Here is a 14,355-nt window from a genome sequence, read left to right as displayed (position 1 = left end):
GCGGCGACGATCGTTCGGCACAGCCGGAAGCTCATCCTGAAACTGGCTCACGACTTTCCATACCGCCATGCGTGGAAGCGAATCGAAGCGCGGCTGGCGACCATGTCAGGTTAGAGATTCCCATAATTTTACATGGAAAACCAAAAGCCCCTTGCGGTGGGGGAGGGGGGAGGAATACCTTTCAACGCTGACGGGGAGTTGTCTGGCTGGGAACTTCCCTGTTATTTACAGGGTGTTATGCGCTAACATCTCGTGATTTTACCGAAACAATGGGCTTTCGAAATTTAGGTTTATAACATTTTGGCCCGCGGGTACGGGCGATCTCCAACTCGTAGACTCCGGTTTCGGACGGAAGCCTAAGTTCCAGCAGCAGCCGACTCTCGATGCGGTATAATCCCGGTTCCTGATTTTATTCCAAACAATAAAGAAAGGGCCCGCAGCGTCCCGGCCGCCCGATTCCGTCGCCCTACACCCTGAACCGGTAACCCGCGCCCCACACCGTCTCGATGTACTGCGGGTTGGCGGGGTCGGCCTCGAGCTTGTCGCGCAGCCTCCCGATATGGACCGTCACGGTCGCGAGATCCCCCTCGGCGTCCAGCCCCCAGACCTGCTCGAAAATGGCGCTCCGGCTGAACACCTGGTCCGGATGGCTCGCCAGAAACGCCAGCAGATCGAACTCCTTCGCGGTCAGCTGGATCTCCCGGCCGTCCAGATGAACGCGGCGCGATGCCCGGTCGATCGTCAGGCCGCGGATGCGGATCGTATCCTGCTTCGCCCCGGCGCGCCCGGCGTACCGCTCGTACCGGTCCAGATGCGCCTTCACCCGGGCGACCATCTCCGCCGGGCTGAACGGCTTCGTCATGTAATCGTCCGCCCCGAGCCCGAGGCCGCGGATGATGTCCGTCTCCTCGCTGCGCGCGGAAATGACGATGATCGGAATCTCCGTCTTCGCCCGGAGCTGCCGGCACAGCTCAAACCCGTCCATCCCGGGCACCATCAGGTCCAGGATGACGAGATCGTAATCGCCGCTCAGCGCCTTGCGCAGGCCGATGTCGCCCCGGTGCTCCAGATCCGCCGCGAAGCCGTGGATCTCGAGGTAATCCCGCTGGAGCTCGGCGATGCTTTTCTCGTCTTCAATGATGAGCACGCGTTTCATGCCCGCCTCCGCGCATGTTGGTCTCGGCCCGATCCGTCCGGTCGGACAATTTAAGCGTGAAGGTCACGATTGTGCCTTTGCCCCATTCGCTGTCCGCCCGGATTTTTCCTCCATGGGCCTCCACGATCTGCGCGGCGATCGCGAGCCCGAGCCCGCTGCCGCCGCCGCTGCGGGAGGCTTCCGCACGATAGAACCGATCGAATATGTGGGGCAGATCCCGCCCGTCGATGCCTTCGCCGTTGTCGGCGATCTCGACCCGCGCGAACCCCGCTTCCCCGTCCCGCATGACGCGCAGGAGGATGCGCCCGTCCTCCTTGTCCATGTGCTTCGCGCTGTTCTCGAGCAGGTTCGTGAACACGCGCTTGAGCTGCTCCGGATCGGCCGTCACCCGCACGGGTTCGGCGGGCAGCTCGGCGTCGAGGCGGATTCCTCGGCTTTCCATATATAACCGGTATTCTTCGACGATCCGTCCCGCGTATTCGCCCAGATCCAGTTCCGTGAACCGGAACGGCACGCGGTTCAGATCCAGCTTCGAATAGAGCAGCAGCTCGTCGACCAGCCGCGCGAGATCGGACGCGTGCGCATGGATGGTCCGCGCGTATTTCGCCAGCCGTTCCGGGGTGGCCGCCACGCCGTCCAGCATGCCCTGCGCATATCCCATGATCGCGGTGATCGGCGTCTTCAGATCGTGGGAAATGTTCGCGATGAGCTGCTTGCGGTTCTCTTCGAACCTGAGCCGTTCCCGCACCGATTCATGGAGCCGCTGGCGCATCTCCTCGAAGGCGCGGCCCAGATCGCCCAGCTCATCCCGCCCCTGGGCGACCACGACCTGATCCAGGTCGCCCTCCCGGATCCGTTCGGTGGCCTGCCGCAGCTCGAGGATCGGCCGGATCAGCCGGCGGGACAACCACCCCGTGAGCAGCACGTTCGCCGCAATCAGCGCCGCCGGCAGCGAGAAGAGGAGCCACGGCAGCAGATGGTGGATCAGCCGGTCGACGGGCGAGCCGTCGAGGAGGAGGAACAGGTTCCCGTCGCTTCCGTCCGCGAAGCGGAACATGTACTGGATTCCGGCGAACCACCGGCCGTGCAGGTGCAGCGATTCCTCCCGCCAGGCGTAGGTTTCGCCCGGAGCGGGCGGGCGGACCGGCAGCCAGCCGGTGACGCGGTTTCCGAGCCCTTCCGAGGCGTAGCGGAGCTCTCCGGAACGGAAGAGCGCGATGCCGATGTTGCGGCCGGCCAGCCGATCCCCGTATTCGTGCAGCCTGGCCTCATCCAGCAGCAGGTCGGGATGGTCCCGCATGATCGACTGCAGCTCGGCGACCGCCATCATTTCCCCGTGCATGAAGTCGCCGAGGCTGTAGCCGTCGAGCCGGTACTGGGCCTTCACGGCGTTCCATTGTCCGGCGAACACATGGAACAGCGCATACGCCAGGATCACCGTCACCAGGACCGGCACCAGCATCATCAGGGAATGGGAAATCCCGAGCTTCGTGCGGATGGACACAGGCGTTGCTCCTCTCCGATCGTCAGTTGTCACGGGCCGCAGCCGGCTGGACGGTCCGCCCGCGCAGCCGGCCGCTCCCGGGGAACCACCAATTCCAGTCGCCGAGCAGCTTCATGGCGGACGGCACGAGGACAAGCCGCACGATGGTCGCATCCAGCGCGATCGCGACGGCCATCCCGAAGCCGAGCTGCTGCATCGGCAGGATGCCGGCGAACGCGAAGGAGATGAACACCGCGACCATGATGGCCGCCGCGCCGGAAATCATGGGCGCCGTCCGTTCCAGCCCGTGCGCCACGCTCTCTTCATTCGATCGTCCGCCGTCGTACTCCTCTTTCACGCGGGTAAGCAGGAACACTTCGTAGTCGGTACTCAGGCTGAACAGCAGGCCGAGCAGCAGGATCGGGACGAAGTTCTGGATGTGGCCGAAATCCCCGAAGCCGAACAGCTCCCGGCCCCACCCCCATTCGAACGTGACGACCAGCACGCCGTATGTCGCGCCGAGCGAAAGCAGATTGAGCAGAATCGCCTTGAACGGCAGCACCAGGCTTCTGAAGGTCGCAAGCAGCACGGCGAACGTCAGTCCCATCGTGAACAGGATGACCGGCACGAGGCTGCGGCGCAGCGAATCGCTCACATCCATGCCTTCGGCCGTCTGCCCGCCCACGTAGACGTTGAAGGCCCCGAGTCCCGCTTCGGCGGGGAGCACCTCGTCCCGGATCTTAAGGACGAGTTCCTGCATCTCCCCGCTGAACGCATGCCGATGGGACACGACATCGACGATGACCGTGCCGTGGTCCGCGCTGATGTACCGGTGGATCATCCGCAGGACGGCGGGGTCCAGGCGATCCCGATCGGTGAGCAGCGTCCGGACGGTGTCGGCATCCATCCCCTGCAGATGGGTCAGATAGTGGGTGACGGCATCCACCCCGTCGAGGCTTTCAAGGCGGCCGGCGAGGCGTTCGAGCAGCGCCTGCCCGTCGGGCGCAAGCCACGCGCCGGGCTCCCCTTCCAGCACGATCTGCACCGGAGACGCCGTGCCGAGCCCGAACGCCTCCTGCAGCGTCTCGACGCCCCGGCGGACCGGGGAATCTTCCGGCAGCATCCGCACGTCCGCCGCGGACGTCCGAAGCTCCAGGGCCGGCCAGGCCAACAGGACCAGCGCGATCACCGATCCGGCCAGACCGGGCACCGGCCGCCTCATGATGGCATGGGTCAGCCGGTACCACCTGCCGGAGCCGGAACCGGATGCGGTCTTCGCCGGCAGGATGCGCCAGGCGTTGATTTTGGTCCCGAGGATGGCGGCCGCCGCCGGAAGCAGGCTGAGCCCGGCGAGCAGCAGCACGAACACGGTCACGATGACGCCGAGCGCCATCGAGCGCACCGCCGCGATCTCGACGGTGAGCAGCGCGCACATCGCTCCCATGATCGTCAGGCCCGAGAACAGGATCGCGTGCCCCGCCGTCCCGACCGTCCGGCCGACGGCCCGCGCGATGTTCCGCGAATCCTGCGCCAGTTCCTCGCGGAACCGGGACACGAAGATGAGCGCGAAGTCGATGCCGAGCCCGATGCCCAGCATCATCGAGGCCTCCATGATGAAGACGGAATGCTCCGCCTGCCGGGCGAAGAAATACAGGATGCCGAGCGCCACCGCGAGCGACGACCCGGCCAGCGCGAGCGGCATGAACGATGACACGACCGACCGGAACACGAGGAACAGCACAATCAGGATGACGGGGATCGCGTACAGATGCGCACGGCTCAGCCCCTCCTGGCTGACCTTGCTCACCTCGCCCCACATGGCCGGCGCGCCCAGGATCGCCGCCTCCACGCCGAGCGCCTCCGCGGTCTCCGCGAGCCGGCTCTGGATGCCCGGCAGTTCCTTCTGGGCGAAGCCTTCGTCGATGTTCAGCTCGACGAAGCCGATCGCGACGTTGCCGGCGCCGCCCGTGAACTGCGCCTTCAGCGGCTCGGGCGCGTCCAGCCGGGAGTAGACGCTCGCAACGGCTTCTTCCCCGAGCAGCGCGTCCCGGATGGCTTGCAGGTTGCGGGTGAACCCTTCCGATCCGGCTTCATGCCGCGGGTCCTTCACCACCAGCGTAAGAGAGGTGTCGCTGCGCGACTCGAATTTCTCCGCGATCGTCCGGTAGGCCATGTAGGAGCCCGAATCCGGCACGCTCCAACCGCCCCCGGTGAGGAGCGGCCCGAGCTTGCCCGCGTACAGCCCGCCGAACACCGCGGCCAGCACCACCCACGCGGCCAGCACGATCCAGCGGGTTCGGTGGACGAATCGCCCCCAACGTTCCAATATGCGGCTGATCATGTCGCCTTCCATCTCCTTCCCTACGGGTTGCATCGGGTGTTCGATTTCCGGCGACCATTGTAGGGCACGAATCGAATTTCCCCGTAACGGAAATCGAAAGAAGGGGTAACGGGATTCTAAAAAAAGTGTAAAATTCGGTGCATCGGGCGGGTCCTCTCCCCCTCCTTCCTCCCCTGCCCCCAACCCACTATAATAAACCCATGGGGTGGGAAAGCATGCACAAAATCCTGGTCGTCGAAGACGACCTGACCATCGCCCGGACGATCAGCGAGCACCTCGGCCAGTGGGGCTACGACACCGCGTACGTCACCGGGTTCCAGGACGTGGCGGACCAGGTGCGGCGCGCGGAGCCGCATCTCGTGCTGCTCGACATCGCGCTCCCCTTCCACAACGGCTTCCACTGGTGCGGCGAAATCCGGAAATTCTCGAAGGTGCCGATCATCTTCATCTCCTCGGCCTCCGACAACATGAACATCGTGTTGGCGATGAACATGGGCGGCGACGACTTCATCGCGAAGCCGTTCGATCTCCACGTGCTGACGGCGAAGGTCGGCGCGCTGCTCCGCCGCACCTATTCCTTCCAGGGACAGGTCAACATCCTGGAGCACCGGGGCGTCGTGCTGAACCTGAGCGACGCGACGCTCACGTACCGGGATCGCAGGATCGAGCTGACGAAGAACGACTTCCGGATCGTGCAGATCCTCATGGAGAACGCCGGCCGGATCGTCTCGCGCGACCGGATCATGCAGCGGCTGTGGGAGAGCGACCAGTTCATCGACGACAACACGCTGACCGTCAACATCGCGCGCCTGCGCAAGAAACTCGCCGAACTGGGGCTGGAACAATGGATCGTCACGAAGAAAGGCCTGGGCTACATGGTGGAATGAGCATGAGCCGGACCGGACTGTTCGCCGCCTGGATCCGCCGGCAAATCCCCGCGATCCTGACGGCCGCGGGAGCGGCGGCGATCTTCCTCGCCGTCATCATCCTGTATCAACTGCCCGCGGAACCGGTCGGCTACGCCTCGCTGCTTGCCGCCCTCTTCCTGCTCGCTTCAGGGCTCCTCCGCTTCCGGTCTTATGTGAAAAAGCACCGCGAACTCGAGGCGCTGCGCAGCCGGATCACCATCCCCGCCATCCCCCTGCCCGAAACCGCCGACCTGATCGAGCGGGACTACCAGGAGCTGCTTCGCCTGCTCGACCGGGAGCGAAGCGCGATCATCTACGAGAAGGACCGGGCTTACGAGGAGATGACGGAGTACTATACGATCTGGGCGCACCAGATCAAAACCCCGATCGCCGCGATGCGGCTCCTGCTCCAAACCGACGGCGCGCCCGACAAGGACGAGCTGCACGAGCAGCTGTTCCGCATCGAGCAGTACACGGAGATGGTGCTGCAGTACATCCGGCTGGACGGCAAAGGATCGGACTTCGTGTTCCGTACGGTATCGCTCGACGACTGCATCCGGCAGGCCGTGCGCAAGTACGCGCAATCGTTCATCCGCAAGCGGATCCGGCTCAACTACGAGCCGGTCGACGCGCGGGTCCTCACGGACGAGAAATGGCTCGTCTTCGTCATCGAGCAGGTGCTCTCGAACGCGCTGAAATACACCCCCCGGGGCGAAATTTCGATTTATCTGCACCCGGACCGGCCGCTCTCGCTCGTCATCGAGGACACCGGCATCGGCATCGATCCGGCCGATCTGCCGCGCGTGTTCGAGCGCGGGTACACCGGGTTCACCGGCCGGGCGGACAAGCGGTCGACCGGCATCGGCCTCTGGCTGTGCAAGCGGATCATGAACAAGCTGTCGCACACGATCGAGATCGAATCCGAGCCCGGCCGGGGCACGAGGGTGATCCTCGGCCTCAAATCCGAGCCGCTGATGGTGGAATAGCGCCGGAACGGGGGGTTCCGACGCAACCTTGCAAACATGTAAGCTTGACCGGCGAAATGTAAGCCGATCTTAAGGCGGGGTTCTTGTCTTTCTTGTACGATGGAGGTGTGGCATTCGGAGAGGAGGAAAATCGTCATGGCATTGCTCGAGGTTCGCAATCTGAAGAAGATATACACGACCCGCTTCGGCAGGCATCAGGTGCAGGCGCTGTCGAACGTGTCCTTCACGGTCGAGGAGGGCGAGTTCGTCGCGATCATGGGTGAATCCGGCTCGGGCAAGACGACCCTGCTCAATATCCTCGCGGCGCTTGACGCGCCGACCAGCGGCGAGGTGCTGCTCGCCGGCCGGAGCCTCACGTCCATCCCGGAAAAGGAGATCTCCGCCTTCCGCCGGGACCAGCTCGGATTCGTGTTCCAGGATTTCAACCTGCTCGATACGTTCAACCTCAGGGACAACATTTTTCTGCCGCTTGTGCTCGCGGGCAAATCCTACAAGGAAATGAGCGCCCGGCTCGCACCGATTGCGCGGACGCTCGGCATATCGGACATTCTGGACAAGTTCCCGTACGAGGTGTCCGGCGGTCAGAAGCAGCGGGCCGCCGTCGCCCGGGCGCTGATCACCCATCCGCGCATCGTGCTGGCCGACGAACCGACCGGCGCCCTCGATTCGCGGTCGAGCGACGAGCTGCTGAACCTGTTCGGCGAGATCAACCGCCAGGGCCAGACGATCCTGATGGTCACGCACAGCGTGAAGGCGGCGAGCCACGCGAACCGGGTCATGTTCATCAAGGACGGCGAGGTGTTCCATCAGATCTACAGGGCTTCGCGGTCGCGGAACGAATTTTACCAGCAGATCTCGGACACGCTGACCGTGATGGCGACGGGCGGTGGCCGCGATGCGTCGTAAAGGCTTTTTCACGAAGCTGGCCCTGACCAACATCCGCAAGAACGCGCAGACCTATTTTCCGTACATCTTCGCCAGCTCCGCGGCCGTCATGATGTTCTACAACATGCTGTACCTGTCCCTTTCCCGGGAAGTCCGCGCCATGAGCGACAGCCACGCGGTCCGGACGGTGCTCGGGCTCGGCGTCTGGGTCATCGGCATTTTCTCGGTGATCCTGCTGCTCTATATCAACAGTTTCCTGATCAAGCGGCGCAAGAAGGAGTTCGGGCTGTTCAACATCCTGGGCATGGAGAAAAAGCACATCGCCCGCATCATGCTGATCGAGACGGCCGTCACGGGGTTTGTCTGCATCGGCATCGGCCTGATCGCCGGCATCCTGTTCGGCAAGCTCGGCCTGTTGCTGCTGCTCAGGCTTCTTCACATGGATGCCGTCTTCGGCTTTGAAATTCCGCTTCGCGCCGTCGCCTTGACGGTTGCCGTGTTCGGTGCGATTTTCCTGATCAATCTGATCTACAACGTCTTCCAGGTTCATCTGTCCCGGCCGATCGAACTGCTGAAGGGAAGCCAGGTCGGGGAGAAGGAGCCGCCGACCAAATGGCTGATGGCGCTGACGGGCGCGGCGGCGCTCGGCGGCGGATACTACATCTCGCTGACGGTGGAATCGCCCATCGCGGCCCTCTATCTGTTCTTCATCGCGGTCCTGCTCGTAATCGCCGGCACATACAACCTGTTCACGGCGGGCAGCATCGCGATCCTGAAGCTCCTCCGCCGGAACAGGCGGTTCTACTACCGCACGGGCCCGTTCATCGCCGTGTCGGGCATGATCTACCGGATGAAGCAGAACGCCGCGGGGCTCGCGAGCATCTGCATTCTGTCCACGATGGTCATCGTCATGGTGTCATCGACCGTGTCGCTGTACGCCGGATTGGAGAATTCCCTCCGGAACCGGTACATCCGGGAGATTCAGGTGAATTCGGTCGGCACCGTCCCGGCGGAAATCATGGAACGGATGGAGCAGGCGGTGGCCGACACGGTGGAGCAGGCGGGAATCACCGTTCACAATCCGTACAGCCTCCGTTCGGTCACGGAGATCACCCTTCAGGACGGGAACGCGTTCACCCGGCTCCGTGGCATGACCCTGGGCCAGGCCGATGACATCGCCCTGTTGTTGTTGGTAACGACGGACGAATATCGGCGGCATGAAGGCGTTGACGCCGATCTTTCCGCGGGCGAAGCGCTCGTCCATGTCATCAAGGGCAACATTCCCGGCGATATGCTGGATTTCGGCGGTTACTCCCTGAACATCCGCGGCCGGGTGGACCTGCCCAACATGATGGATGGATTCGAGGGCCAGCAGGCGAACCTTCCGGGGCGGGGATACGTCATCATCATGGCGAATGAGCAGGAATTGCTCAAGATCCGCCGGGCCCTGAATCCGGACAGGGAGCCGCAGCCGGGCTTTGAATTCAGCTATTATTTCGATACGAAGGCGGAGCGGGAAGCGCAGTTCGAGCTGGTGTCCGCGCTCAACTCCCGGTTCGGTGAACTGGGCTTGCCGGCTGAAGCGAGCGCCCGGGAGAAGATGAGGGACGACTTCCTGTCCATGTACGGCGTGCTGTTCTTCCTCGGCATGTTCCTGGGTGCGCTGTTCATCCTGGGCACGGTGCTCATCATCTACTACAAGCAGATTACCGAAGGGTACGACGACAGGGAGCGGTTCGCGATCATGACGAAGGTCGGCCTGAGCCGCGACGAGATCAGGCGGACGATCCGCTTCCAGGTGCTGTCCGTGTTCTACCTGCCGCTTGTGGTGGCCGTCTGCCACATCGCGGCGGCGTTCCCGGTCATCCGGAAGCTGATCGGCGGACTCTTCGGCATGACGGACACCTGGCTGTACGCGGCCTGCACCGCGCTGACGATCCTCGTGTTCGCGGTCTGCTACGCGATGATCTACGCGCTGACGGCGCGGACGTATTACCGGATCGTTCGGTAGGCGCGCGGCCGGCATGGCGGCGGACCCGGTTCGACCGGGTCCGCCCTGTCTGTTTTCACGGTACCTCGCGTTCATCCGCCCCGACCGCCGGCTTTGGGCCCGATAGCGGTACCACGTACCGTTAGCGGCGGGTTCGTCGCACCCCGATCCGCCCGATTCCCCCGTTAGCGGGTACCACGTACCGCTAATCCGCCCCCGACCGCCGGCTTCGGGCCCGTTGGCGGTACCACGTACCGTTCCATTCGGCCGGGCATGCCCGATCGGATCGGACCCACCCGGCCGCTCCTTACTCCCATATCTCCACGATCGGCTCCGCTCTCGTTCCGCGCCCGGCTCTCATGGCAATCCCTTCGCCTCACCCCTTCCCCAGGCTCCGCTTCGCGAGCGTGACCAAGGCGGCCAGCAACATCGGGAAGACGACGACGGTGATGACGATGAACGGCCAGAAGACGGTGACGGCTTCGTCGAACTCGGCCTCCGACTGGAACATCGTCACCGACAACAGGAAGGAGATGAACGCGATGGCCGGCAGAAGCGGCTTGTCGTCGTCCAGGCCGAAGAAGCGGGACGCGGTGTAATTGAGGATGTACAGGACGACCGCGGCTTTCATGAAGCAACCCGCGATCAGGGCGATGCCGACGATCGCCTCGAGTCCGATCATGAAATCGCCGATCTTGATCAGCCGACCGACGGCGTACAGCGAAAACCGGCGGTCGCCTGCCAGCGGCCCGAGCGTCATTTCCGTGATGAGGATGACGGCCAGCAGCAGGAATCCGCTCAGCGCGGTCATCGCGAACAGCCATTTTCCCGCATGCCGCCGGCTCTCCTTCCGTACGAACGGCAGGATGACCGCGAACAGGACGAGCTCTCCGAAGGGGAAGCCGAACGAGAAGTAAAATCCGTGCAGGATGGGCATGATCCCCTCGGGGAACAGAGGCAGCAGCGTCTCGGGCCTTGCGAGCGGGATCGCCAGAATGAAGATCACCGCGACAGCCAGCAACATGGACCCCATCAGGGGAAAAACATCCGCGCCATCACCTCGATGCCGGCCCTGACGGCATACGCGGCGGTCACGATCGTCAGCCCGTTGAACACATACAGCGGCGTATCCACCATCATCGTGTTGGTGAAGAACTTCCCGATGTCGAGCACGATGTAGGCGAACATGAGCAGCAGGATGAGCAGAAACGGCACGGTGTACGCACCGGCGATCCATTTTCCGAAGACACGGCTCAAAAAGACCGTGTACACATCGTCGGGATGGCAGCGGAACAGATACAGCGCGGGGATGAGGAGCAGCATGCCCGCCAGGGCGGACAGCGCGAGGGAGAGCCAGGCCATGTTGCCGGCGAACCGGATCGTCGGGTTCGGCACATTGATCATCGACGATCCGACCATATAACTGATGTACAGGATCGCGAGCTGTCCTACGGTGATGGTCTGCTTTCCAAAATTCTTCATGTCCGGCGCCGCCTTTCTTCCTATCGGTCGGTCACATGACGGTCATCGGGGCTGCCCGAGCCATGTCACCAAAAGACGGGCGGCCCGTCCGATCGAGCCGTTCACGAGATCGTGCAGATTTACCCACTCGGCATCCGCAACGTACATCAGGCCCAGATAGGCGACCGGCACGCCGAACGCCGCCAGAATCCACCGCTCGCGCGGGGTCGAGCGCTTCAGGCGCGCCGTGAACGGGGCGAACAGGGCGATGCCCGTCAGAAGCAGGACGATCGCGCGCTCCAGCATGGACACAAGACCTCCGTTCCGGTGTCAGTGGTCGTCGATCCGGCTGAACGGCTCGGGATTCATCATCTTCGAATTCAGGATGTTTACCTTGACGGCGAGATCGATCGGCATTCGGGCATATATCTCCGGCCATTCGGGCTTGATTTTCCGCCACTCGCCGGGATGGCGCAGATACAGCCGGTGCCCGATGCCGAGCGCATCCGTCTTTCGTTTGCGGAGCGTGTCCAGGACGGATTCCATCCGCTCTTTGAAATACTTGGCGATCCGGTCCGCGAACTTCGCTTCATCCGCCATGCCGCGGATCGTCGTGCAGGCCAGCTCGCTGATCGAGGCGTTGATCTCCACCTCGATCCGGGCGGATGCCGAGCGCCCTTTGAGCGTCGGCGTCAGCTTCGTGTCCGCCCGCAGCACCTCGATCGTCTCCGCCAATCCGGCGTCCCCTTCGCACGGAATCTCGAGCAGCCCGTATTTGTACCGCCCCGCCAGGAGGAGCAGGTAGGGAACCTTGTCCGGCGGAATACTCCCGACCACCCGGTCCGGCTTTGCGAGCGCAACCCCCTGGACGACGACTTGCCGTTGCCCGGAATTGCGTGTGACGATGGGAAGCATGGCGGTTTCGGACTCGCTTTTCAGCCCGAACGCGAGATCCAGAATGGTCGTGTTGAGCGATTTTCCCGCCAAGTGGGCCGAGAAATCCAGCTGCTTGAACAGTTGGCTGCCGAGGGTGCTCTCGATCATCGCCCGGCCCGCCAGATAGTCCCGCGCCCTTCCCCGGGCGATCATGACGGACGTGCCCAGCCGGGTCTCCGGGTCGCGGTAGAAGAAGTCGAACAATTCTCCCAGCCGTTCCCGCGCGACTTCTTCGCTGATCAACACAATCTGGATGTGGCTGAACTGGGCATGCCGCCCGGTCACGGTCTTCGTGTTGCGGATGATGTTCGAGACGCTGGTCCCCTGCAGCGTCACGTTGTTGAACGACACCTCATCGCTCCGTCCGGACGGCGGGCCGAACTGGCTGATCGGCTTGTAGATCTGGGCCGTCACTTCCAGCTTGTCCTTTTCGCCCTTGTCGATGGCCAGCGCGAGGACGAAGGCCCGCTCGGTCAGCTCCATCTGGCTCCAGCAGCCGGTCAGCAGCAGTGAGGCAAGGGCGAGCGGCGTCAGGCAGCGGGCGGCCTTCATGCCGCACCCGGCCCGGGATTCCCCAGATCCGAGGCCTTGAACAACGCCGCGAACCGGCGCGGATGGAACGGACCGATCGGATCAAAGTACGTCTCCCCGAGCGAACGGAGCGAACACAGATGTATCAGCAGCAGGATGATCCCGATCATGATCCCGAACCCTCCGAGCGACGCGGCGAGCAGTATGAACGGCGCCTTCAGCAGCCGCAGCGCGATCGCGAAATTGTATTGCGGAATGGAGAAGGAGGCGATGCCCGTCAGCGCGACGACGACGATCATGATCGGGGACGCGATGCCCGAATCGATCGCCGCCTGGCCGATGATGAGCGCCCCCACGATGCTGACGGCGGAACCGATCGCCTGCGGCAGCCGGATGCCCGCCTCGCGGAGCAGCTCGAAGAAGAACTCCATGATGAACACCTCGACGACGGCCGGAAAAGGAATCCCCTCCCGCGTGTTCGCGATCGCGAGCAGGAGCACGGTCGGGATCAGCTCGGTGTGGAACGTGGTCAGCGCGACGTAGATGCTCGGCAGGAGCAGCGCGAGCACGAACGCCGTAAACCGCAGAAACCGGATGAAGAACGTGAACGCGGACCGGTGGTACTGATCCTCGATGGACTGCAGAAATTCCGGAAAACGGGCCGGACAGATCAGCACCACGCCCGACCCCTGCGTCATGACGATGATTTTGCCGTCCAGAAGGGCCTGGGCGGCCGCGTCGGTCCGCTCCGTATAGCGGCATTGCGGAAAAGGGGTGCGGCCGGAATCCTGGATCATCTGCTCCACCATCGTCGTGTCGATGATGTCATGATTTTGGATCCGGCCGATGCGTTCCTCGAATCGCCGCAGCACCCGGTCGGGAACAACGCCCTCCAGATAGCCGTACACGATCTCCTTCCCCGTCCGCCGGCCGGCATGGGGAATCTTGACGATCTTGAAATCCGGCGTCTGCAGGCGCAGCCGCAGCATGCCGATGTTCATCGACAGGTTCTCGACCGTGCCTTCCCGCGGTCCGATCGCCGCCCGTTCGGCGGACGGCTCTTCCACTCCCCGCGTCTCCAGCCTCAGCCCGTCGAAACTGACGGCGCGGTCCCAATGCTCCATGAAAAAGACGACATGCCCCTGCAGCACCATGCGGACGACCGACCCGAGGGTTTCATGGACACGGAACGACCGGTCGATGACCCCCTGAAGTTCGAACCACTCCCGGATCGTCCGCGACGAGATCGACAGGCCGTTGCCTCGCCGGCGCATCTCCATCTTCTGCAGCACGGACAGAATGTCGGATGCGCTCTGCTGGTCGGCGAGCGATTCGCAATACACGATCCAGGCCACGCAGACCATGTCCGGCCCGGCGGCGATCCGCTCGAACGTGATGTCGTCGCATTGTCGGAAAATGTCTTTCAGCCGGTTGATGTTCTCCACGGCATCCGCCGATACGGGGAGATTCAGAGCGGCTTGGGTGGATTCGCTGTTCATGGGCGCACCTGATGCATGGCATTTTTTATCATTTTTCGCCGGAGGAACCATAAATATGCGGAGCCTGTGCGGCGGGGCGCTCGTTCGCCCGGTCTGCATTTTCTGCAATCGGTGATCGAAGGGAAATCGGGCCGAGAAAGCGGCGTGGTCCAAGGCGGACGGACAGGCGGGCTGCGGCA

12 protein-coding genes are annotated in these 14,355 nt (G+C 63.4%); 4 read left to right on the top strand and 8 right to left on the bottom strand.

All coding sequences use genetic code 11. The annotated features are described in order from the left end of the window. Positions 1–466 precede the first annotated feature (466 nt). The 3 genes from A9Z00_RS00925 to A9Z00_RS00915 form a co-directional block, all read right to left on the bottom strand. Positions 467–1,156, bottom strand: coding sequence for a response regulator transcription factor (locus A9Z00_RS00925; RefSeq protein ID WP_296973359.1), 690 nt, complete (start codon positions 1,154–1,156; stop codon positions 467–469). Beyond that, on the bottom strand, positions 1,134–2,213 hold the full coding sequence (locus tag A9Z00_RS00920) for a sensor histidine kinase (protein ID WP_483316242.1): 1,080 nt from the start codon (positions 2,211–2,213) through the stop codon (positions 1,134–1,136). Before A9Z00_RS00920 ends, A9Z00_RS00925 begins: the two co-directional genes overlap by 23 nt. 469 nt (positions 2,214–2,682) lie before the next feature. Beyond that, a complete protein-coding gene (locus A9Z00_RS00915; RefSeq protein ID WP_296973355.1) occupies positions 2,683–4,980 on the bottom strand; it encodes an MMPL family transporter in 2,298 nt (765 codons plus the stop codon). 215 nt (positions 4,981–5,195) lie between these two features. Here A9Z00_RS00915 and A9Z00_RS00910 point away from each other — a divergent pair, with 215 nt between their 5' ends. From A9Z00_RS00910 to A9Z00_RS00895, 4 genes are all read left to right on the top strand, one after another. Next, on the top strand, positions 5,196–5,867 hold the full coding sequence (locus A9Z00_RS00910; RefSeq protein WP_296973353.1) for a response regulator transcription factor: 672 nt from the start codon (positions 5,196–5,198) through the stop codon (positions 5,865–5,867). A gap of 2 nt (positions 5,868–5,869) precedes the next feature. Next, positions 5,870–6,874, top strand: a complete 1,005-nt coding sequence (locus A9Z00_RS00905) for a sensor histidine kinase (protein ID WP_296973352.1) — start codon at positions 5,870–5,872, stop codon at positions 6,872–6,874. A 135-nt stretch (positions 6,875–7,009) separates the two neighbouring features. Continuing rightward, a complete protein-coding gene (locus A9Z00_RS00900) occupies positions 7,010–7,780 on the top strand; it encodes an ABC transporter ATP-binding protein (protein WP_296973350.1) in 771 nt (256 codons plus the stop codon). Further along, complete coding sequence (locus A9Z00_RS00895; protein ID WP_296973348.1) at positions 7,770–9,770, top strand: ABC transporter permease; 2,001 nt, start codon at positions 7,770–7,772, stop codon at positions 9,768–9,770. Before A9Z00_RS00900 ends, A9Z00_RS00895 begins: the two co-directional genes overlap by 11 nt. A gap of 355 nt (positions 9,771–10,125) precedes the next feature. On the opposite strand, the gene A9Z00_RS00890 is transcribed toward A9Z00_RS00895, so the two are convergent. The 5 genes from A9Z00_RS00890 to A9Z00_RS00870 are packed head-to-tail and all read right to left on the bottom strand — an operon-like array spanning position 10,126 to position 14,122. Further along, on the bottom strand, positions 10,126–10,782 hold the full coding sequence (locus A9Z00_RS00890; RefSeq protein WP_296973347.1) for a GerAB/ArcD/ProY family transporter: 657 nt from the start codon (positions 10,780–10,782) through the stop codon (positions 10,126–10,128). After that, complete coding sequence (locus A9Z00_RS00885) at positions 10,782–11,231, bottom strand: GerAB/ArcD/ProY family transporter (RefSeq protein ID WP_296973346.1); 450 nt, start codon at positions 11,229–11,231, stop codon at positions 10,782–10,784. The genes A9Z00_RS00890 and A9Z00_RS00885 overlap by 1 nt, the downstream gene beginning before the upstream one ends. Before the next feature lie 42 nt (positions 11,232–11,273). After that, positions 11,274–11,516, bottom strand: coding sequence for a hypothetical protein (locus A9Z00_RS00880; RefSeq protein WP_296973344.1), 243 nt, complete (start codon positions 11,514–11,516; stop codon positions 11,274–11,276). Positions 11,517–11,540: 24 nt separating this feature from the next. Next, the gene (locus A9Z00_RS00875; protein WP_296973342.1) at positions 11,541–12,698 is read right to left on the bottom strand and encodes a Ger(x)C family spore germination protein; all 1,158 of its coding nucleotides are present in this window, start codon (positions 12,696–12,698) and stop codon (positions 11,541–11,543) included. Continuing rightward, the gene (locus A9Z00_RS00870; protein WP_296973340.1) at positions 12,695–14,122 is read right to left on the bottom strand and encodes a spore germination protein; all 1,428 of its coding nucleotides are present in this window, start codon (positions 14,120–14,122) and stop codon (positions 12,695–12,697) included. Before A9Z00_RS00870 ends, A9Z00_RS00875 begins: the two co-directional genes overlap by 4 nt. Positions 14,123–14,355: the final 233 nt, after the last annotated feature.

Source organism: Thermobacillus sp. ZCTH02-B1, assembly GCF_002159085.1.
Taxonomy (GTDB): Bacteria; Bacillota; Bacilli; order Paenibacillales; family Paenibacillaceae; genus Thermobacillus.
This window is presented reverse-complemented; position numbering and strand designations above follow the sequence as displayed.

What these genes read in the sequence shown, in the direction of transcription:
- A9Z00_RS00920 (WP_483316242.1), bottom strand. Translation starts at nt 2,213, where the DNA reads ATGTTCCGCTTCGCGGACGGAAGCGACGGGAACCTGTTCCTCCTCCTC.
- A9Z00_RS00925 (WP_296973359.1), bottom strand. Translation starts at nt 1,156, where the DNA reads ATGAAACGCGTGCTCATCATTGAAGACGAGAAAAGCATCGCCGAGCTC.
- A9Z00_RS00885 (WP_296973346.1), bottom strand. Translation starts at nt 11,231, where the DNA reads ATGAAGAATTTTGGAAAGCAGACCATCACCGTAGGACAGCTCGCGATC.
- A9Z00_RS00895 (WP_296973348.1), top strand. Translation starts at nt 7,770, where the DNA reads ATGCGTCGTAAAGGCTTTTTCACGAAGCTGGCCCTGACCAACATCCGC.
- A9Z00_RS00890 (WP_296973347.1), bottom strand. Translation starts at nt 10,782, where the DNA reads ATGGGGTCCATGTTGCTGGCTGTCGCGGTGATCTTCATTCTGGCGATC.
- A9Z00_RS00875 (WP_296973342.1), bottom strand. Translation starts at nt 12,698, where the DNA reads ATGAAGGCCGCCCGCTGCCTGACGCCGCTCGCCCTTGCCTCACTGCTG.
- A9Z00_RS00880 (WP_296973344.1), bottom strand. Translation starts at nt 11,516, where the DNA reads ATGCTGGAGCGCGCGATCGTCCTGCTTCTGACGGGCATCGCCCTGTTC.
- A9Z00_RS00915 (WP_296973355.1), bottom strand. Translation starts at nt 4,980, where the DNA reads ATGATCAGCCGCATATTGGAACGTTGGGGGCGATTCGTCCACCGAACC.
- A9Z00_RS00905 (WP_296973352.1), top strand. Translation starts at nt 5,870, where the DNA reads ATGAGCCGGACCGGACTGTTCGCCGCCTGGATCCGCCGGCAAATCCCC.
- A9Z00_RS00900 (WP_296973350.1), top strand. Translation starts at nt 7,010, where the DNA reads ATGGCATTGCTCGAGGTTCGCAATCTGAAGAAGATATACACGACCCGC.
- A9Z00_RS00910 (WP_296973353.1), top strand. Translation starts at nt 5,196, where the DNA reads ATGCACAAAATCCTGGTCGTCGAAGACGACCTGACCATCGCCCGGACG.